This is a genomic window from Bradyrhizobium sp. YR681 (assembly GCF_000282615.1).
Taxonomy (GTDB): Bacteria; Pseudomonadota; Alphaproteobacteria; order Rhizobiales; family Xanthobacteraceae; genus Bradyrhizobium.
Window position 1 is genome coordinate 1 of record NZ_AKIY01000014.1, and the last position, 20367, is coordinate 20367.

Sequence of the window (20367 nt, forward strand, 5' to 3'; positions counted from 1 at the left end):
CAGCCAATCCGATACGGCGGATATGGGAATGCCGATCGCCCGGACACGGGCGAACAAGCTTCGCGTGATCGGCATGTTGCGATACTACGCCGGCATGGCGACCTCGCTGCACGGGCAGACCGTGGATAATTCGCTTCCGGGGGACATCGTCTCGTTCACGCGGAAGGAGCCCATCGGGCTGGTTGGCGCCATCATCCCGTGGAATGCGCCGACGGCTGCATCGGTCTGGAAGATCGGGCCTGCGCTGGCGACCGGCTGCACGATCGTGCTCAAGCCGTCGGAGGAGGCGCCGCTGACGCCGCTGCTGATCGCGGATCTGATGAACGAGGCCGGCGTGCCTCCCGGTGTCGTCAACGTGGTGACCGGAACCGGGGCGGAGGCGGGCGCGCCACTGGCCGAACATCCCGACGTCGACAAGATCGTCTTCACCGGGTCTACTGCGACCGGCCAGGCGATCATCCGCGCTTCTGCCGGCAACCTCAAGCGGGTGTCTCTCGAGCTCGGCGGAAAGTCACCGGTCATCGTGTGCGCCGATGCGGATCTCGACAAGGCTGTGCCGATCGCCGCGATGGCCGCATTCGCCAATTCGGGGCAGATCTGCATCGCCGGCTCACGCCTGTTCGTGGAGCGGACGATCCATGATGAATTGGTCGAGCGGCTTGGCAAGTTCGCCTCGGCGCTGAAGATCGGCGATGGCGCGGATCCGTCGACCGAGATCGGGCCTCTCGTGTCCCAGCGGCAGCTCGACAAGGTCGAGGGCTTTCTGCAAAGCGGGCGCGACGAGGGCGCAACCGTGGTGGCGGGCGGCCGGCGCGCGAGAGAGGGGAGCCTTGCGAAGGGCAATTTCGTCGAGCCGACCGTGTTCGCCGGCGTCTCCGACGACATGCAGATCGCCCGTGACGAAATCTTCGGCCCGGTGATTTCGGCACTGCCGTTCGACACCCTCGACGAGGCCGTGGAAAGAGCCAACGCAACGCCGTACGGGCTCGCGGCCGGCGTCTTCACGCGCGACGTGAGCAAGGCCCACGTCATCTCGCGCAGCCTCCGCGCAGGATCGGTGTGGGTGAACACCTATCACGCGCTGGATCCCGCAATGCCGTTCGGCGGCTACAAGATGAGCGGATATGGCCGCGAGGGCGGCACCGAGCATCTCGACGAATATCTGAACACGAAGGGTGTCTGGATCAAGCTGGACTGAGCCTGGACCGACGCGATCGCATGCGCGCCATCGCGTCGGCCCGTCTCGCAATGTTCAATTGCGTTGTGGCATGCCGGCTGGAACGACTGTCTGAACGATGGATGAATCGAGCGATTCGTAGTCGTGCAATCCGATTGTCGCGTAAAGCTCCGCGCGCGTCTGCATCCGCTCGACGACCCCATGCGTGCCGCCGTCGCGCGAAATCGCCGCGTAGAGCTCGGCCTGGGCCCTGTTTGCCATTCGGAGTGAGGATACCGGCCAGATCACCATCGCGTAGCCCATGGCCTCGAACTCTGCGGCCGTGAAGAACGGCGTCTTTCCGAACTCCGTCATGTTGGCGAGCAGGGGGACATCAGGCATGCGCTCGGCAAACGCGCGGAACATCTCGGCGGTGTTGAGCGCTTCCGGGAAGATCGCATCGGCGCCGGCCTCGATGTAGAGCTTTGCGCGGGCGACCGCGCCATCAAGGCCTTCGCTCGCGGCGGCGTCGGTCCTGGCGATGATCACGAGGTCGCGCCGCGCTTTCGCGGCTGCCGCGACCTTTGCTGCCATATCGTGTGCATCGGCGATCTTCTTGTCGTTGAGATGGCCGCACTTCTTGGGCAGGATCTGGTCTTCGAGGTGTAGCGCGCCCGCGCCGGAATCCTCGAAGACGCGGGTCGCGTGCATCACGTTCAATGCTTCGCCGTAGCCGGTGTCGGCGTCGACGAGGAGGGGCAGTCCCGCCGCGCGGACGATCTGCCGAACGAAAAAGGCGACTTCATCCACGGCGATGATGCCGAGATCGGGCAGGCCCATCGACGCCGTCATGGCTGCGCCCGAAAGATAAAGCGCGTCGAAACCGGCTGCCTTGGCCTGTAGCGCCGCCATGCCGTTGTGGGCGCCCGGTAGTTGCAGGATGCCGGGCCGCTTCAGGAGGTCGCGGAAACGGCGCCCGGCGGATTCGCGGGGAAGATCGGCGGCAACGAGATAGGTCATCGTCTGGAACTCCGGAAGTTATTATGCGCTGCGCCGTGCTTGCGCGGTCGCCTTGGCAGTTCGATAGAACACGCTCCCCTCGAACAGCCGCCTGGCGGTGCGGTACACCGCGCCGTGAATGGCCCGCGCCCTTGCAGGATCATCGGCATGTTCGACGGCCGCATCGACCACGGTCGTGCCGGAGGGGTGGGCGATGGTGATCGGGCCGTCGCCGGCGCGGGCCGTCCGATTCGCAAGCGTGCCCTTGATGCGCACCGCGATCGCCAAGCAGGTCGCGCCTGTGATCGGGACTGCCCGATGCGGTTGACCGATCGAAATCATCCGGATGCCAAGCGACATGTCCGATGGCTCCAGCCGTCGGCCCGACAACGTCGTCATCGGGCGCGGCGCCACGATCATCGCGACCTTGGGCACGCTGGGGATTTTTGTGGCTGCCGCGACATCAGGGGCAAGGCCCATCGCCACCGAGGCTGCGCAGCGAATCGCCTCCATCCGTTCGAGAAAGATCGGATCGCTCTCGAGTGCCTCGGGCATCTCGCTGCCGTCCTTGCCGAGCGAGGCGGCCGCGACGAAGACGCAAGGATTGGCGGCATCGACGAGCGATGCCTCGAGGGCGCCGAGGCCGGGGATATCGAAATGATCGCAAGGGCGTCCGGTCGGAAGCAGGCGCCCGGTCCTGGTACCGCCGGGGTCGATGAATTCGAGCCGGACCGGTGCTCCCTGTCCGCCGACACCGTCGATCGTCATCTCACCGTCGATCTCGACGTCTCCGTCAGTCATCGGAAAGCGTGCAACGATGATCTTGCCGGTGTTGGTGTTGTGGATGCGCACGACGGCCTCGCCGTTCGCGGGCGCGCTTACCAGGCCTTCGCTGACGGCGAACGGGCCCATCGCCGAAGACATGTTGCCGCAATTTGCGCTGTAGTCGACGGCCGCGCTCTTCACAGAGATCTGCGCGAACGTATAGTCGATGTCGGCATCCGGCCGCGTCGGCGAGCCGACCACGCAGACCTTCGAAAGAGACGAGAGCCCACCGCCCATTCCATCCAGCTGGCGGCCATTGGGATCGGGCGAGCCCATCACGGACAGGAAGATCGGATCCCATGATGCGGGATCTGCCGGCAGGTCTTGTCTGTTGAATACGACGGCTTTCGACGTGCCGCCGCGTATGAAGGTGGCTCTGAGCTTGTTCTGTGGCATTCGCTGCCCTTTGCATACCGATGTATACTCTGGATACCACTGTATACATTCGTTGGGCGGGCTGCTACTCTTATTCTAATCGGTGGACGCCTGTTGCCTCGTTCCAGACAGGCGGCGCGACGCCGAATATCCTGCGTCGTTCACCTGCCTTGTACGGTCGGAAGAATCCGACGCAGATCATTGATGGACAGTTTGGCGCGTCACGCTCGTACGAGCAGCTCCTGCCGAATGAGATCGGAAAGACGTCATGACCGACGAGATGCTGTTGCCGGACCGCGCGAAATTCGCATCTGCTGCCGACTACGCTTACGCGGCACTGCGGCGTGAAATCGTCGAAGGGCGCTTTGCGCCGGGGCGGCGCATGCGCGAAGTCGAACTGGCGGAGCATCTCGGCATCAGCCGGACGCCGACGCGTCAGGCGCTGACGCGGCTCGAGCTCGAGGGTCTGCTCGATCTTCGCCCGAGAACCGGGCTCGTCGTTTCCGTCCTCGATATGGATGCGGTCGAAGAACTCTACGAAATGCGCGCGGCGCTCGAAGGCACCGCAGCCGCATTGGCCTCGAAGCATGCAAGCCCGAAGGATCTGGCCGCACTCGCCCGGCTCGTCGCCGAAGGCGAAAAGCTCGGCCGCGAGCCCTTCAATCTTTATCGGCACAACAGGGAACTGCACGACGCAATTCAAACGGCCGCGCACAATCGCTATCTCGAAAAGAGCTTGTCCGCGCTTCAAGATGCGATCGCGCTTCTGGGGCCGACGACATTGGCCGAGAAGGGCCGCTTTGCAGTGGCCCAGGCGGAGCATGCCGCCATCGTTCAGGCCATTTCGCAAAGAGAAGGCGAGAAGGCCGAGCGCCTGGCGCGAGCGCACGTTCTGAGCGCGCTCGAGACTCGTCGGGCGATCCTGGCGAAAGAGCGCGAGCAGGAGACGCGCGGCGAACGAGACGGCGTCTGAATGACGATGCGAGCGGCGCAATTTTCGCGGCTCGCAAACATGCTTCCGATCTCCACCGCCATCCCGATCTTCCAGCAACTTATTGTTTGAACGGCACTTTCCGCCCGCGACGGGCCTGCATTTTTTCGCCTTGCATTCGGATGTATACATTAGTATTCATCAGAATACATAACGCAAAAGACGCAGGCCAGACGGGAAGGAACGGAAATGCACGAAGAGTTCGATGTGATCGTCGTTGGCGCGGGAAATGCCGCTCTGGCTGCGGCAGTCTCAGCGAAGGAAAACGGCGCAGATCGTGTCGTCGTTCTCGAGAAAGCTCCCCGCGAAATGCGAGGCGGAAACACGCACTGGAGCGGTGGTGTCCTGCGCTTTGCCTATGACGAGCCGCGCGAGATCGGCGCACTGCTGCCGGGCGTCGAAGACGAATTCGAGAATTTCTACGACGGCATTTCTCCCTATACGCAGGAAGACTTTCACGGCGATCTCATGCGCGTGACCAACGGACGCACGGATCCAATCCTGTCCCGCCTTCTCGTGTCGAACTCGCAGGCGACCGTTCGCTGGATGAAGGACACCGGCGCCATCAAGATGGAGCCGGCGATCAGCCTGTCCGCGGTCAAGAAAGACAACGTCATGGTCTGGGCGCGCGGCCTCGTCGTGCGCGCTGCGCACGAAGGCGTCGGCCTCTCGCGCAGCTGGTTTTCGACCTGCGAGCGCATGGGCATCGAGGTGCGCTACGGCAATGCCGTTTCGGAGCTGCTTCAGGACGAGAGCGGCAGTGTCGTCGGCGTCAAGACCAAGGACGACGATGGGGTTCGCACGCTCGGCGCGAAAGCCGTCGTGCTCGGCTGCGGCGGCTTTGAAGCGAACGTCCAGATGCGCACGCAACACATCGGCCCACTCGTGGGGGCCGCAAAGGTTCGCGGTACGCCTCACAACCAGGGCGACGGCCTGCGCATGGCGCTCGCCATCGGTGCGATGCCGTGGGGGCAGTGGAGCGGCTGCCATGCCACGCCGATCAGCGCGGACTGGGGTGATTTTGCGCCGCGCGAGATGACCGACCGCAGCAATCGCCTGTCCTATGTCTATTCGGTGATGATCAACCGCAAGGGCAAGCGCTTCGTGGACGAAGGCGAAGACGGCGCGCTCTTTACCTACGCCAAGTTCGGCCGAGCCATTCTGGCCGAGCCGGGCGCCAAGGCTTACCAGCTGTTCGACAGCAAGGTGATCCATTTGCTCGAGCCCCGCTACTCGACCAGCGATCCGATCAAGGCCAATTCGCTCGAAGATCTGATTGCGCAGCTCGATATCGACGACAAGGCGCAGGCGCTCAAGACCGTTCAGAACTACAACGATCATGCACGCTCTGCCGACGAAGGTTTCGATCCCACCAAGAAGGATGGCCTCTCCACCAAGGGGCTCGATCTCGAAAAGACCAACTGGGCGCTGCGGCTCGACAAGCCGCCTTATTATGCCTACAGCGCGACGGGCGGCATCACCTTCACGTTCGGCGGTCTGAAGATCAACGAGAATGCCGAGGTGATCGGCACCGATTGGCGTCCGATCAAGGGATTGTACTGCTGCGGCGAACTCGTCGGCGGTCTGTTCTACGACAATTATCCGGCGGGTACCGGCCTGGTCTCCGGCGCGACATTCGGCAGGATCGCAGGCCGCAACGCCGCACACCCGCAGAGCATCGCGCCAGCTGCGGCGATGGCATCGCGATGAGTGTCGGCTCCATCATGTCGGGACCTGATGTCTGGGCCGAAAGCCTGGCGGACAAGATCTGCGCCTACGATCCACGGCAGCGAGATGCCAAAACTGTGGGACAGGCGAGGGCGGCGGTCATTACTGCGTTCGGTCGGGCGCTGTCCGGTGCGCCGGCCACGATCGCGAAAGCGCTGCTGGGAACGTCCGGTGTCGCAATGGCTGGAGGATCGTCGCTCGTCTTCGGGACCGAACGGCGCACGAGTGCGGTCGATGCTGCGCTGATCAACGCCACGGCTGCGGTGGCCGGATCCGAAGCACCGCGCGATGCCGCGAACTCGGCCTCTATCGTGGCGCTGTTCGGGCTCTGCGAGGAACGCGGAAAAACCGGGCAGGACTTCCTTGACGCATTGATATCGGCTGCGGAAATCGTTCCTTGCCTGGCGCCGACGCTGTCGCCGGCGGCGGGCCAGCCCGAATTTGCCCTGTTCGGCGGCGTCGCGGCAGCTGCGCGCGTGCTCGGATTGAGCCGCCCGAAAATTGTCGCCGCGCTGGTGATGGCGGGGATGGCTAATATTGACAGTCCTCCGGCCGGACAGGTCGGCGCAACGTCGTTCATGATCGGCCTGAGCCTTCGCAGCGGATTGCTCGCCGCTTTGCTTGCCGAAGCCCTGGACGAGGCGTCCTGCGCCGAGATGATCAAGAGCGAAGGGCGCGCGATCCAAAATCTGGCCGCGGTCAACGGAGCGCCGGAAGAGGCCGCTTTCGATCTTCTTGCCGTTCCGTCGCCGCCGGGAGCCGATCTCTGGGATCAGTTCGAGCGGCAAGCCGGCGCCGTTCTGCCGCGCGATCAGATCGCTCCGCTGTTCGAGCGGCTCGAGACGATCGACAAGGTGAAGGACCTCGCGACGGTCTCGCGTCTGTTGCAAGCCGGCCGCACTCATGCGGCGCCAAAGAAAGTTGTCTTCGCTGTGCGAGGAACGCACGAGCCGGAGGAGACGAATTGGGTCCCCTGACCCGCGAATGATACGACGCGGCCGAGCCGCGTCGTAACGACAAGCCTTACCTGACAACAAGAACAAGGCCGATAAAAGCAACATCTGGGGAGAGATTGGAATGAAGCGTTTTGAGTTGATCGCCGTACTCGCGGCGTCGGTCGTGTGTTCCGCGGCCCAGGCCGAGGACAGTGTCACGATCGGCGTGCACGCCAGTTTTTCCGGCGCCGGCGCCGCCTTTGCCGAGGGCATGCTCGCCGCCACCGACTTTGCCGCCGAAGACGTCAACAAGGACGGCGGCCTCGAGGTCGCCGGCAAGCGCTACAAGATCCTGTTCAAGCAATATGACGACCGCTACCGCGCCCAGGACGCGGTGACGGCCATGGATCGCTTGATGATCCAGGACGGAATTCGCTTCGTCGTCGGCCCGATGGGTTCGGCCGCGGCGGTGGCGACCAAGGATCAGACCACCTCCGGAAAAGTCATCACCATGACGTTGGCCTTCACGCCGCGGGCGCTTGGCGCCGATGCGCCGTTCGCGTACCGGCCGGTGATCACGACAGGCGAATTCTCCGACCCGCAGGTGGCCTGGTTGATGAAGAACACGTCTGCGAAACAGGTCGTATCGCTGCTTCCCAACGACGAGACCGGCCAGCAGATCGGCGTGGCGAACTTCAACTCATATGCCAAGACCGGCGCGAAGCTGCAGGTCGAGTATTTCGAGCGTGAACGCGTCGACTTCGTGCCCATTCTGACCCGCATTCTGATGAAGGCCGACGGGCTCGAGCTCGGCGGCAATTCTCCGACCACCGCCGGGCTCATCCTCAAGCAGGCCCGCGAACTGGGCTACAAGGGCCCGGTGTTCGTCACCGGCGGCGACGTCGCTGCCGAGATGCTCAAGGTGGCGGGCAAGGATGCGGCTGAAGGCACCTATGTCCATTTGCCGATCGATACCGGCCTGCCGGACACGGCTGCCTATGTTGCCCGCTTCAAGGCCAAATACGGCCCGAACATGAACGGCTTCAGCCCGTTCTTCTATGCCGGCCTGCAGATGCTGTTCACGGCGATGAAGAAGGCCGGCACCGTGGACGACACGACCAAGATCGCAACGACGCTCGACGGATTGTCCGACGTTCCGACCGCGATGGGCAAGGCGGGTTGGACCGGCGAGCAGAAATACGGGATCAAGCACCAGATCGATCTTCCCTTCTATGTGGGGCAGATGAAGGACGGCGTCGTCACCAAGGTGGCAACCTGCGACGTCAACGCGTGCAAATAAGCGGCCGCTTGAATAGGCGAGGCGCTTGGCGCCTCGCTGACGTGATTGGAGTCGTCGTCCCGTGAGCATGGAAATCATCCTGGTCCAGACCATCGTGAACGGCCTCATGGTCGGCATGATCTATGTGCTGATGGCCATCGGCTTCACCATGGTGTTCGGCATCATGCGCATCGTGAATTTTGCGCATGGTGAGTTCTACATGGCCGGCGCGTTCCTGTTCGCGATCCTCTACGGCAGCAACAATCTGCCGTTCTTCATCAGCGTCCTGCTGGCCGTAGGCGCCACGGCCCTGCTGGGACTGCTGATGGAGCGGATCGTCTTCCGCAAGTTTCGCGGCAACGAGCTGAACGGGATGATCGCCTCGGTCGGCGTCGCTCTCATCCTTCAGAACAGCGCGCTTCTGCTGTGGGGATCGTCGGCACGCACCGTGCCGCCCGTCATATCAGGGGTGCTGTCCGTCGGCGGGATCGTATTCCCCTGGTCGCGGCTGGTCGTCATCATCGGCGCGATCGTCGCCGTCGTGTCGCTCAATCTGCTGATCGGCCATACCCGTATTGGCCGAGCCATGCGCGCTGTGGCCCAGGACGCCGAGATCGCGCAGGTCCAGGGCATTCGCGTCGACGTCATCTTTCCGGTCGCGTTCGTGCTCGGCGTGAGCCTTGCGGCCTTCGCCGGCGTCCTCATGGCCCCGGTGCTGTCGGTCTCGCCCTTCATCGGCCTTGCGCCGACGCTGAAAGCCTTCGTGATCGTCGTCATCGGCGGTCTCGGCAGCGTTCCCGGCGCCGTGGCCGGGGGATTGCTCATTGGCCTGATCGAGAGTTTCGCCGGTACGTTCGTGAGCGCTTCGCTGTCCGAGATCCTTCAATTCCTTGTCGTGATCGCCGTCGTGCTGCTGCGCCCGCAGGGTCTGCTGGGCCGAAAGGAGCGTGAAGCGTGATTTCCGTCGCAACCAAGCCGATGCCTTATGTCGGGATCGCAGCGGCCGTCGGTGTCGCAGCGCTGCTGCCCTGGTTCGCGCCGAACCAGTTCTATGTCCATCTGGCGACAATCGGCTGCATCAACCTCATGCTCGTGCTCGGCCTGGCCATCATTGCGCGGGCGGGGCAGCTCTCCATGGGGCACGGTGGTTTTGCGCTGGTCGGCGGATATGTCTCGGCGCTGTTGTCGATGAAGGGCTGGCCGCCGCTGCTGACCCTGTTCATCGCAGGGCTGGTCGCAGCCGTCATCGCTGCCGGCCTTGGCTGGATCATCCTGCGTCTGCGCGGCGTGTATTTCGTGCTGGTGGCCTTTGCGTTCAGCCAGATCGCGGTGCTGCTGGCGCTGGACATGAGCTCCGTCACGGGCGGTGCGAACGGGCTCGTCGGCGTGCCTCCGATCTCGATCTTCGGCTACGTCCTTCGCGCCAAGCCGCAATTCTATCCCTTCGCGCTGGTCTGCGCGCTGACGACGCTGCTCCTGACCTGGCTGCTCTATCGGTCGCCTCTGGGCACGATGATGGCGGCGACCGCCGAGAACCAGCGTCTCACCGAATCGAGCGGCATCGATACGCATCGGGTCCAGGTGATCGCCTTTACGATCGGCTCCGGCATCGCGGGCTTCGCCGGTGCGCTGTCCACGCACTATCTCCGCTTCATTTCGCCGGACTCTTATACGTTCTGGGAGTCGGTCTCCTACCTGACCATGCTGGTCGTCGGCGGCCGGGACGGGGTGCTGGGACCGGTCGTCGGCGTTCTCGTGCTGACGCCGTTGCCGGAGCTGCTGCGCTCCACCGAAGGGCTGCAGCACATCATCTACGGGGCCGTGCTCGTGCTCTGCCTGATGTTCGTTCCGAACGGTCTGGCGAGCCTCGTGCAGACCTGGCGCTCGCGCCAACGGGTTGCGAGGACGAGCGCGGCGCTGGTGGCCGAGGAAGTGCCATGAGCATGCTCGAAGTCGAGAGCCTGAAGCGTTCCTTCGGCGGGCTCGTCGCCGTCCGGAACGTGTCCTTCGCGGTCAACGAGGGCGACTTTCTCGGCCTTATCGGTCCGAACGGTGCAGGCAAGACCACGCTGTTCAATGTGATCTCCGGCGTTCTGAGGCCGTCGGCGGGGACGGTTCGGTTTCTCGACCGCGATATCTCCGGTCAGCCGGCCAACCGAACGGTGCGTCAGGGGCTGTCGCGGACCTTCCAGGCCGCAACGATCTATCCGGAGGCGACGGTCATCGAAAACGTCGCGCGCGGCACCTTGGCGTCGGGGCTGACTGGCCTGTGCGGCGGCTTCTTCTCGAACGGATGGCGCCTTGCGGTCGAAGAGAAAGCACTTCATGTGCTCGACCTGTTCGGATTGACGCGTCGCGCAGGCCTGAAGGCTCGCGAGTTATCCTATGGCGAGCAACGACGCCTTGGCGTTGCCATCGCGCTCGCCAGCGAACCCAGGCTCTTGATGCTCGATGAACCGGTCGCCGGGCTCAATCCCGAGGAGGCCGCTGAGCTCGCCTCGGTCCTGCGGCGAGTGAAGGCGGAGCGCGGCGTCACCATGATCATGGTCGAGCATCACATGCGCACCGTCATGGGCCTCTGCAATCGCGTCGTGGTGCTGGACCACGGCACGCTGATCGCGCAGGGAACGCCCGCCGAGATCGTGTCCAACCCGATCGTGATCGAGGCGTATCTCGGCAAGGAAACGGTCCATGCTTGACGTTCGCGGGATCAACGTCGCCTACGGTCCTCTGACCGCGGTTCGCAATTTGAGCCTGTCCGTGGCTGATGGGGCCATCGTCTCTCTTATTGGTTCAAACGGCGCCGGCAAGACCACCACGATGAAGGCCATCATTGGTCTCAAGCCGGTGAGCGGCGGCGAGATCTACTTTGACGGCGAGCGCATCGACGGCAGATCGGCGCCGCAGCGCGTCGGACGCGGGATCGCGTTGTCGCCCGAGGGACGGCGGGTTTTTCCGGAGATGAGCGTGCTCGACAATCTCTTGGTGGGTGGATATTCGCAGCGCGACAAGGCGCACCAGAAAAAGACGCTGGACCAGATCTACGGCTATTTCCCCCGCCTTGTGGAGCGCAGGAGCCAGATGGCTGGCTCGTTGTCGGGCGGCGAGCAGCAGATGGTGGCGATCGGCCGCGCGCTGATGGCCAGGCCGCGCCTGTTGCTGCTGGACGAACCCTCGCTCGGGCTGGCTCCAATCATCGTCGACGAGATCGCGCGCATCATCGTCGAGATCAACCGCGACATCGGCATGTCGATCATCCTGGTCGAGCAGAATGCGAAGCTTGCGCTGAACCTATGCAACGAAGCCATTGTGTTGGAAACTGGCGCGGTCGCCTTGAGCGGGAAGGGCAAGGACCTTCTGGCCAGTGACTATGTGCGGCGCGCCTATCTCGGCATCTAAATATTCCTCTGTCTGGAAATTCCGGAGTTTTTGACATGACTGGCTCTTCTACCTTCGGCTTCATCGGTTTGGGCGTCATGGGTGAGCCGATGTGCCGGCACCTCGTGCAGAAGACGGGGAGCAAGGTTCTGGTTCACGATCTCAATGCCGAGCCCGTGGCGCGGCTGGTCCAGGCCGGTGCGGTCGATGCCGGCTCTGTCGCGGCGGTGGCCAAGGCCGACATCGTTTTCATTTCGATGCCGAGCGGTGCGCATTTGAAGAAAATCTGCGAAATGCCGGGCGGGCTTCTTGAGCTCGCCCGTGCTGGTCAAACCATCGTCGATCTCTCCACGAGCCCGCTGAAGTTGACTCGCGAGCTCGCCGCCGCCTTCGCCGCGAAGGGCTCCGATTATGCCGATGCGCCGGTCGCACGGACGCGAGCAGCGGCCGAGGCGGGGACGCTTGCGATCTCGGTCGGGGCAACGAAGGACGTGTTTGCCCGTATAGAGCCGCTGCTGCGCTGCTTTGCCTCCGAGGTCACCCATTGTGGCGATGTCGGATCGGGCCAGGTCGTGAAGATCCTGAACAACATGGTCGTGGTCGGGACCGTGACGGCGCTATGCGAAGCTGCCGCCATTGCAGAATCGGCGGGTGTCTCGACGCAGACACTGTTTGACGCCCTATCCAAGGGCTCTGCCGACAGCTTTGCGTTGCGCAATCATGGTTACAAGGCGGTCGCCGCCCGGGAGTTTCCTGAACGGGTGTTCTCGACCGATTACATGCACAAGGACATTTCCTATGCGCTCGACATGGCGAGGGATGCCGGGATCGAGGCAAGGGAGGCCGCACTTGGCGCCAGTCTCCTGACCGAGGCCTCCCAAGCCGGCTTTGGGGCGAATTACTGGCCGGTCATCGTGAAGGTCATCGAGGGCTCTTCCAAGAAGTCCTGATCGATGCGTGAGGGGCGGCCGGGCGCCGCCTCTCGGATTCAGAAAATAGCGAAAATCATGGGAGGGTTTTGTGCGGGTGGTTTTGCTGACGATTGCCCTGCTGCTTTCGCAGTTGAACGGGGCAGGGGCGGAAAATTATCCCTCCCAACGCATTACGGTGATCGCGCCGTTTGCGCCGGGCAGCGGGACCGACGGCGTTGCGCGCATCGTATTTCAGCGGCTGTCGGAATTGCTGAAAACGACGATCATCATCGATAATCGCGTCGGCGCGAACGGTGCGCTGGGTGCCACGGCTGCGGCTCGATCCGCGCCCGACGGATATACGTTGCTGGTCGGCGGAACATCGACGCACGCCGCCAATCCCAGCCTGCTGAAATCGATCCAATACGATCCCGTCGCCGATTTCGCTCCGATTTCTCAGTTCGGCCTCTTTCCGTACTTTTTGATCGTGGACCCCGGACTGCCCGTCAAGAACGTCGCCGATCTCGTGGCGCTGGCGAAGAGCAAGCCCGGCACGTTGACGTTCGGCTATGCCAATGCGCTTGGCCAGCTGTCCGGCGAGGCGTTCAAGCGGCGGGCGGGCATCGATATTGCCGCCGTGCCCTATCGAAACAGCCCGCAGGTCGTGACCGACATCATCGCCCAGCGCGTCTCCATGACGTTCATGGACATGGCGCCCGCGGTCTCCCAGGTCGAGGCCGGCCAGGCCCGCGCACTCGCAACCACAAATCCCGATCGCGCCTCGCGTTTCCCGGACATTCCGACCATGAAGGAGGGAGGTCTCGCTTTCATCAACATTTCCGCATGGTCGGGCCTTTTTGCTCCGAGGGACACGCCGCCCGAGATCGTCGCCAAGCTCGCCGAAGGGGTGCGTGAGGTGCTCGCAGAGCCCGAGATACGCAGCCGGCTCGCCGACATCGGCTTCGAGGCGCAATGGATCGGACCGACGGAGTTCGGCAAGCATGTCAAGGACGACATGGAATTGTGGGCGACGACAACGAGGGAAGCTGGCATCGAGCGCCAGTGAATGATGACATGTCCGAGTATGAAATCTACGCGATCCGATACGCCAAGAAGGACGAGCGTCGGTCATCGGAGAACTTCATCGACAGCAACGATGTGCCGGATATGCCGATGCCGCTGGATTTCTTCGTCTGGGCGCTGGTCGGCCGGGACCGCACCGTGATCGTCGATACCGGCTTTGACGAGAAGGCCGGTCGGGCCCGCAATTATGCCGTCACGCGACCGGTCGCCGCGGGCCTGAAGCAGATCGATATCGACCCGGAGAGCGTCAAGGACGTCATCCTGACCCACATGCACTGGGACCATGCCGGCAACCACGATTTGTTTCCCCGGGCCCGCTATCACGTGCAGGAGCGCGAGATGCATTTCTGCACCGGCCGGTGCATGTGCGATGCTCAGCAGAACAAGGCCTATAATGCCGAGGACGTCAGTCACATCGTCAGGCGAAACTTCGAAGGGAGCGTGACCCTTCACGATCCGAATTCCGATTTCGACGACGGCATATCCTTGCACTGGCTGGGCGGCCATACCGCCGGACTTCAGGTCGTGAGGGTGAGGACGCGGCGAGGTCACGTGGTGCTCGCCTCGGACGCCTCGCACTATTACGCGAACATTCTCCAGCGCCGGCCATTCCCGGTGCTGTTCGACATGAATCAAATGCTGAACGGGTTCTCGGTCATCCGGAAGCTGGCCGATAGCCCGTCGCACATCATTCCGGGACACGACCGGCAGGTGCTGTCGCTGTTCCCCGCCGCGCGCGAAGGGCTCGACGGGATCGTGCGGCTGGACGGCGATCCCATCGGGCCCCCCGTCTGAGTTCCGACCATCGCCCGAAGTGAATTCGGCGCAGGACGCGCCGGATCAGAACACGACAATTCGCCAGTTGCGGAGATAAATGACCATGTCGAAGACGTATGGACTTGCGATCGGCAATGAAACCGTGAGCACATCGAACCAGGAATGGTTCCCCGCCATCAACCCCTATAGCCGCGAGGAATGGGCATTGGTGCCGCAGGCGACGCCCTCGCAAGTCGCCGATGCGATCGCCGCTGCCAGGAGGGCTTATGAATCCGTCTGGAGCAAAACGACCGGGCTCGCACGCGCGACGTTGCTGAACAGGTTGGCCGACCTGCTCGATGCGCGGGCCGAACGCATGGCCATCATGGAAAGCACCGATAACGGAAAGATCATCCGGGAGACGCACGGACAGATGCATTTCGCTGCTCGCGCCTATCGGTTCTTCGCGGGCTGTGCCGACAAGATTTTTGGCGACACGATTCCGCTGGATCAGCGCGATGTCTTCGACTTCACGCGCCGGGAGCCGATCGGCGTCGCAATTCTCATCACGGCCTGGAATTCGCCGATGGGCCTGCTCGCCAACAAGCTTGCCCCGGCACTCGCGGCGGGCAATTGCGTCGTCATCAAGCCGTCCGAGCATGCATCCGTGACGACGCTGGAGTTCGCCGACCTGGTCCGGGAGGCGGGGTTTCCGGCCGGCGTCGTCAATGTCGTAACCGGCGACTACAGGACGGGGCAGGCGCTGCTCTCGAGCGGCCGTATCGACCGCGTGAGCTTCACGGGAAGCCCGAATGTCGGCCGCCAGATCGCGGCGGAGGCGGGCCGTTCGCTCGTTCCGGTCACTCTGGAGCTGGGAGGAAAATCCCCCAACGTCATCTTCGAGGATGCAGACCTCGATAAGGCAACCGTCGGCGCGCTCGCCGGGATTTTCGGCGCAACCGGACAGACCTGCATCGCCGGTTCGCGGCTTCTGGTCCAGCGTTCGGTCCACGATGAAATCGTGAAACGGCTCGTCGCCCGGGCTCGGAAAATAAGGCTGGGAAATCCCCTGGAGAAGACGACGGAGATGGGGACGGTGGCGAATGAGCCGCAGTTCGATCGCATCCTCAAATGCATCGGCGACGCTCAAGGCGAGGGTGCAGTTCTCGCTTGCGGTGGAAAGCCCGCGACGGGCGATGGTCTGGGAAAAGGCCTGTTCATTGAACCAACCATCTTTACCGGTGTGGAGAACGGGATGGCGATTGCCCAGGAAGAAGTGTTCGGACCCGTGTTGTCGATCATTCCCTTCGACACGGAGGATGAAGCGATCAGCATCGCCAACGATACGAAGTACGGTCTGGCGTCTGGAGTCTGGACGACGAATTTGTCGCGCGCCTTGCGTGTGTCTCGAGCCGTTCACGCCGGAACGGTCTGGGTGAATACCTACCGCGCCTCCAGCGCGATGGCGCCGTTCGGCGGCTTCAAGGATTCCGGATTCGGCAAGGAGCGCGGCGTGGCGGCATTGGATGAATTTCTGCAGACCAAGAATGTCATGATCGATTTCTCGAACGAAGAGCGCGATCCGTTTGCTCTCAAGTTGTGAGACATGCAGTCCAGCTACGATCGATGGTAATGCTCTTCGACGAATGAATCGCAACATTCGTCTGGCCGTTCGTCTTCCGCGACCACATAGACCCGCGCGCGTCCGCCTTTTGAGATTTTCTGGATGCTCTTGGGAAGATATCGGCGGTACGAGGGAATCGCCGCGACGGGATTACCAGGGCAGGGGTGGCTACACCTGCGAAATCGTCGCGGTCTGGACGTTGCCGCCGTCGTCGATGACATAGGTGACATCGCTGCCGCCGGCGATCGATAGCGATTTCAGCCGGTTCAGGCCGTCGAATTGATAGACGATCCGGCGCGAATAGGGGCCGTTGGCCGCCGCGCTCCATGGGCCGACGGAGACGCCGAGCGTGGCGTTGACGACACAGGTGTAAACGACGCCGCCTTCGAAGGTGGTGGTGAAGGTCTGGGTGAGCGCCGGCCCGGCGCCGGTCTGGCTCTTGGTTTCCACCACGCTGCCGTTGGCGGAGAGTTGCACCATGTAGGTGTAGTTGCTCGGGCCGGGCAGCGCGTCCCAGCTCGCGACGAGAGCGGTACCGTTGTAAAAGAGCTGTAGTCCGCTCGGGATGGCGAACTGCACCGACGCGGCCGCGCTGAACGGACCCTTTGAGATGCCATTGGTGCCCTGGACGATCACCGAATAAGTGGTCGGTGAGTGCAGGGCGCTATTCTGGATGCCACCGGGCGGTGTTGCGCCGGTCCAGGTCCCGATGGTGGTGCCGGTATCGTCCACCATCTTCATGACGTAGCCACTGGCGATGTCACTGTCGAGCAGCGGCCATGTCGCGCTCACATCGTAGATGCCGGTGCTCGGCTGCGTTGTCGTGAGATTGCTGATGGTCGGCGTCAGGTCGACCACGGTCGCCGGAGCGCTCCATCCGCTGTCGACGCCGGATACCGTCGCCGACACCACCACGCGGTTGATGCCGCTCAGTCCGGCCGCGCTGATGCTGCCGGTCGGCTGCGTCGATGTGATGGTGGTTGGCTGGCCGGACGGATATTGCAGCTGCATCTGGTAGCCGCTCAGGCCGCTTTGCGTGACCGTCGTCCATTGAGCGGCCACCGTCGCGCCATCATAGCTCAATTCGGTAATGACCGGAATTTCCACAATCACGAGTTCCACCGCATTGCGCGGTGTGAAGCTCGATGGCGCGATCAGCGAGCCCGCCGCGATCTCCCAATCATAGCAGTTGCCCGTCGGCGGCCAGGTGGCCCAGGGCAGCCACGGATAGGTTGTCGTGGTCAGCACCACGGTGCCGGAACCGGTGGTCGCGGAAAACGGCACGGTGTTGGTCAGCGAAAGCGCCGCGTTCTTCGGGCCAAGCGCGAGCACATAGGTCGCGGCCGGCAGCGTGCCGGTGATGGCGTACTGAACCGTCAATCCGGTGTCGAGCTGCGCGTGCGAATAGGCCGGTTGCGCGAGGGTGAGCGTGATCGAGACGATCTGCAAGCCGACCCGCGACAATTCGGCGAGCGCGCCGCCCGCCTGGCTGCACAGCACGATGTCCCAGTCATAATTGTTGCCGGCCGGAGGCCAGGTCGACCATGGCAAGGTCTGCTGATTTGGATCGAGCGTGACCGTGCCGCTGCCGGTCAGTGCCGGGAACGGGATGGTATCGGCCAGCGTCGGCGCGGTGCCGTGCGGCACGAACGACAGCACATAGGTTCCGGCCGGAAGCGCGTTCTGGATCTGATAGGCGAGGGGGATTCCGGCCGCGAGCTGATCGGGCCAGTAACTGGCGCTGCCGAGGCTGAGCGTGACGCCCGCGATCAGCAATTGCGTGCGGGTCAGTTCACCGAGCGTCTGGCCGCTCTGGCTGCACAGCACGATGTCCCAGTCATAATTGCTGCCGGTCGGCGGCCAGGCCGACCACGGCAGCGTCTGCGTGTCCGGGTTCAAGAGGATCGCGCCGGAGCCGGACGACGCGGTGAACGGCACGACGTCCGTCAGCGCCGGCGCGGTGCCGTGTGGCACGAACGAGAGCACGTAGGTGCCGGCCGGAAGATCACCGGCGATCTGGTAATTGAGGAAGATGCCGGCGTCGAGTTGCGGCTGGGTGTAGCTCGCCTGCGCCAGACTGAGCGTGACACCGCTGATCTTGATTTCGGTGCGGTTCAACTCCCACAACGGGCCAGTCGACTGGCACAGCACGATGTCCCAGTCGTAGACGTTTCCGGTCGGCGGCCAGCCGGACCAGGGCAGCGCGTCGCGGGCCGGATCGAGCGTGACCGCCCCCGTCCCGCTGCGCGGTGCAAACGGGACGGTGTCGGTGCTGGCTGCGGGATCGCCATGAGGCACGAACGACAGCACATACGTGCCCGATGGCAGCTGGTTGGTGATCTGGTAGTTCAGGTCGATCGGGACAGCGAGCTGCGCCTCGGTGTAGCTCGCCTGCGGCAGACTGATTGCCGCGGTCGCGATCGCCAGCGTGACGGTGGCCATCGGGTTCATCGCGCTCGAATTCGGCATGTTGCCGAGCACGATGTTCCAATTGTAGCAGTCGCCGGTCGGAGGCCATGTCGACCACGGCAGGGTTTGCGTATCCGGGTTGAGCAGCACGGCGCCGCTGCCGCTGGTGTTCGGGAACGGGATGGTATTGGCCAGCGAGAGCGCGCCGCCGACCGGCGCGAAGGCGATCGTGTAGGTCGCCGGCGCGAAACTGGTGAGGATCTGGTAATTGACGAAGATGCCGCTATCGAGCTGATGCTGCAAATAGTCGGTCTGCGCCAGGCTGAGATCGACCACATCTATCAGCAGCGGCGTGCGGGCGAGCTCGATGAACTGACCGCTGGTGGTGTCGACCAGAGCGATCTCCCAGGCATAGACGTTCGCCGTCGGCGGCCAGCTCGACCATGGCAGCGTATTCTGGCTCGGCGCGAGCTGAATGGCGCCGCTGCCCGAGCGCGCGGTGAACGGCACGGTCGGCGACCGGCCGGCCGGGTGACCGGCAGCGGCGAACGCGATCACATAGCTCGTATCGGGGAGGCTGCCGCCGGTGATTGCATAGCTGACGAAAACGCCGGCCTGAAGCTGCGCCCACGTGCGGCTCGCGGGATTGAGGCCCAGGGTGACCGACACCGCCATCAGCGCCGTCCTCCGTCGGTGGCGGCCCGCATCAGCCGGCGTACATCAGCCAGTAGATCGACACCGAACAATTGGCGTTGTCGTTGTCGGTCCAGTCGTCGGCGACATAGACGTAGTTGTAGCAATAGACCGTCGCGCCCAGATAGAGATTGATGTAGCCCAGCACGACGCGACTCCACACCAGGGTGTTGCCCTGATAGGCTCCGATCGACAGCGAGTAGGTGTCGAGCGGATTGTTGGCGACGAAATAGTTGGACCCCAGCGGCGTCATGTTGCTGCCCGAGCTGCTCGCCCCTTGCAGCTGGAATTTGGTCGCGCCACTTGCGTCGACCATCTTGACGAACTGCGTGGCTGTCGACTGAACGTTCGCCATGTAGAAGCATTGCTTGCCGTTGGGGATCACCAGCGGCGGGATCTGGTTGCCCTGATACCATTCGGGATCGCCGGCATCGAAGATGGTGACGGCTCTGCCGGGGCCTCCGACCCAGACCGGCTGTAACGGGTCTCGCTTGACGTGCCCCTTTGTCGTATGCGGCGCGCTCGACGTCGTCATGGCAGGTTCTCCGCGTGGCGTGCCGGCAGGTCCGCCGGCGTTGATGGGGGGAGGTCACTGGCCCGGATGCGCAAGGGCCTTGCGCCGCAATTCGGGCGCGCCCGGCGGCGGCTTGAGCCATTGCAGGATGAGGATGGTGTCGTTGTAGTCGGTGCCGCCACCGTCCTCGGCCGCATAGACGTACTGGTCGCACATCAGGACCCCGCCCATCATCAGGCGGGCTTCGCCCCACAGCACCTGCGAAAAGCTGCCGCCGTTGTTGATGCCGATCTGAAGCGTGTAGTTGGTGTCGGCGGTGTGGAAATAGCCGGCGCCGATCGATTTCGGATCGGTGCCGCTGCCGGACATCGTGAAGATGATGTTGCCTTGGGAATCCTTGAGCTGCGCCCATTGATTCCACTGTGCCTGCACGCCCGCTGAATAGAACACGTCGGTGCCGATCGGCAGCACGAGTGCGGGAATTTGATTGCCTGCGACCGGGCCGGGCATGCCGCTCTCCCATGAAATGTTGTGAGCCGTTGTGAAAATCGATCGGCGACGTCAATGCGATCTGCGTCCGTCACCAATGCGTGTGATCTCGAAAATATGCCGCCATCCGTTGCGGATGATCTTGACGCGTTTATTTTGAAATGCAACGTTTGATTGTTATTTTTTCTCAAATCGATCATTTGGCGAAACTGGGGCCAGAAA

18 protein-coding genes are annotated in these 20367 nt (G+C 63.3%); 13 read left to right on the forward strand and 5 right to left on the reverse strand.

Annotated elements, in window-relative coordinates:
- Nucleotides 1–1198 (forward strand): aldehyde dehydrogenase family protein (locus tag PMI42_RS01660; protein WP_008129991.1); only part of this gene is annotated, 1198 nt, incomplete at its 5' end.
- 54 nt (nt 1199–1252) lie between these two features.
- Here PMI42_RS01660 and prpB read toward each other — a convergent pair.
- Nucleotides 1253–2176 carry a methylisocitrate lyase gene (gene prpB, locus PMI42_RS01665; protein ID WP_008129993.1) on the reverse strand — a complete coding sequence of 308 codons (924 nt, stop codon included), beginning with the start codon at nt 2174–2176 and terminating at the stop codon, nt 1253–1255.
- Nucleotides 2177–2197: 21 nt separating this feature from the next.
- The gene (locus PMI42_RS01670; RefSeq protein ID WP_008129995.1) at nt 2198–3376 is read right to left on the reverse strand and encodes a 2-methylaconitate cis-trans isomerase PrpF family protein; all 1179 of its coding nucleotides are present in this window, start codon (nt 3374–3376) and stop codon (nt 2198–2200) included.
- Between the two features lie 247 nt (nt 3377–3623).
- Here PMI42_RS01670 and PMI42_RS01675 point away from each other — a divergent pair, with 247 nt between their 5' ends.
- The 12 genes from PMI42_RS01675 to PMI42_RS01730 all read left to right on the forward strand — a co-directional run bounded on the left by PMI42_RS01675 (nt 3624) and on the right by PMI42_RS01730 (nt 16019).
- Complete coding sequence (locus PMI42_RS01675) at nt 3624–4328, forward strand: GntR family transcriptional regulator (protein ID WP_008129997.1); 705 nt, start codon at nt 3624–3626, stop codon at nt 4326–4328.
- Between the two features lie 207 nt (nt 4329–4535).
- Nucleotides 4536–6056, forward strand: coding sequence for an FAD-dependent tricarballylate dehydrogenase TcuA (tcuA, locus tag PMI42_RS01680; protein ID WP_008130000.1), 1521 nt, complete (start codon nt 4536–4538; stop codon nt 6054–6056).
- Between the two features lie 14 nt (nt 6057–6070).
- The gene (locus PMI42_RS39890) at nt 6071–7051 is read left to right on the forward strand and encodes an MmgE/PrpD family protein (RefSeq protein WP_240535190.1); all 981 of its coding nucleotides are present in this window, start codon (nt 6071–6073) and stop codon (nt 7049–7051) included.
- 100 nt (nt 7052–7151) lie between these two features.
- Nucleotides 7152–8309 carry an ABC transporter substrate-binding protein gene (locus PMI42_RS01690; RefSeq protein WP_008130002.1) on the forward strand — a complete coding sequence of 386 codons (1158 nt, stop codon included), beginning with the start codon at nt 7152–7154 and terminating at the stop codon, nt 8307–8309.
- 67 nt (nt 8310–8376) lie between these two features.
- Nucleotides 8377–9246 carry a branched-chain amino acid ABC transporter permease gene (locus tag PMI42_RS01695; protein WP_035964228.1) on the forward strand — a complete coding sequence of 290 codons (870 nt, stop codon included), beginning with the start codon at nt 8377–8379 and terminating at the stop codon, nt 9244–9246.
- On the forward strand, nt 9243–10229 hold the full coding sequence (locus PMI42_RS01700) for a branched-chain amino acid ABC transporter permease (protein WP_008130005.1): 987 nt from the start codon (nt 9243–9245) through the stop codon (nt 10227–10229). Before PMI42_RS01695 ends, PMI42_RS01700 begins: the two co-directional genes overlap by 4 nt.
- Nucleotides 10226–10987: an ABC transporter ATP-binding protein gene (locus PMI42_RS01705; protein ID WP_008130007.1), complete on the forward strand. Its 762-nt coding sequence runs from the start codon at nt 10226–10228 to the stop codon at nt 10985–10987. Before PMI42_RS01700 ends, PMI42_RS01705 begins: the two co-directional genes overlap by 4 nt.
- Complete coding sequence (locus PMI42_RS01710; protein WP_008130009.1) at nt 10980–11687, forward strand: ABC transporter ATP-binding protein; 708 nt, start codon at nt 10980–10982, stop codon at nt 11685–11687. The genes PMI42_RS01705 and PMI42_RS01710 overlap by 8 nt, the downstream gene beginning before the upstream one ends.
- Nucleotides 11688–11722: 35 nt before the next feature.
- Nucleotides 11723–12616 (forward strand): NAD(P)-dependent oxidoreductase, encoded by an 894-nt coding sequence (locus PMI42_RS01715; protein ID WP_008130010.1) that lies wholly within the window; start codon nt 11723–11725, stop codon nt 12614–12616.
- Nucleotides 12617–12686: 70 nt separating this feature from the next.
- Entirely contained in the window at nt 12687–13643 is a 957-nt protein-coding gene (locus tag PMI42_RS01720; RefSeq protein ID WP_008130012.1) for a Bug family tripartite tricarboxylate transporter substrate binding protein, read from the forward strand.
- Between the two features lie 8 nt (nt 13644–13651).
- Nucleotides 13652–14455 carry an N-acyl homoserine lactonase family protein gene (locus tag PMI42_RS01725; RefSeq protein WP_008130014.1) on the forward strand — a complete coding sequence of 268 codons (804 nt, stop codon included), beginning with the start codon at nt 13652–13654 and terminating at the stop codon, nt 14453–14455.
- 79 nt (nt 14456–14534) lie between these two features.
- A complete protein-coding gene (locus PMI42_RS01730) occupies nt 14535–16019 on the forward strand; it encodes an aldehyde dehydrogenase (protein WP_202802799.1) in 1485 nt (494 codons plus the stop codon).
- Between the two features lie 189 nt (nt 16020–16208).
- Here the strand turns inward: PMI42_RS01730 and PMI42_RS01735 are convergent, their stop codons facing one another.
- Genes PMI42_RS01735 through PMI42_RS01745 form a run of 3 tightly spaced genes read right to left on the reverse strand, consistent with a single transcriptional unit; the run spans nt 16209 to nt 20166 of the window.
- Nucleotides 16209–19124 carry an RHS repeat domain-containing protein gene (locus tag PMI42_RS01735; protein ID WP_008130017.1) on the reverse strand — a complete coding sequence of 972 codons (2916 nt, stop codon included), beginning with the start codon at nt 19122–19124 and terminating at the stop codon, nt 16209–16211.
- Nucleotides 19125–19155: 31 nt separating this feature from the next.
- Entirely contained in the window at nt 19156–19677 is a 522-nt protein-coding gene (locus PMI42_RS01740) for a fucose-binding lectin II (RefSeq protein ID WP_008130018.1), read from the reverse strand.
- A gap of 54 nt (nt 19678–19731) precedes the next feature.
- The gene (locus PMI42_RS01745; protein WP_008130019.1) at nt 19732–20166 is read right to left on the reverse strand and encodes a fucose-binding lectin II; all 435 of its coding nucleotides are present in this window, start codon (nt 20164–20166) and stop codon (nt 19732–19734) included.
- Nucleotides 20167–20367 lie beyond the last annotated feature (201 nt).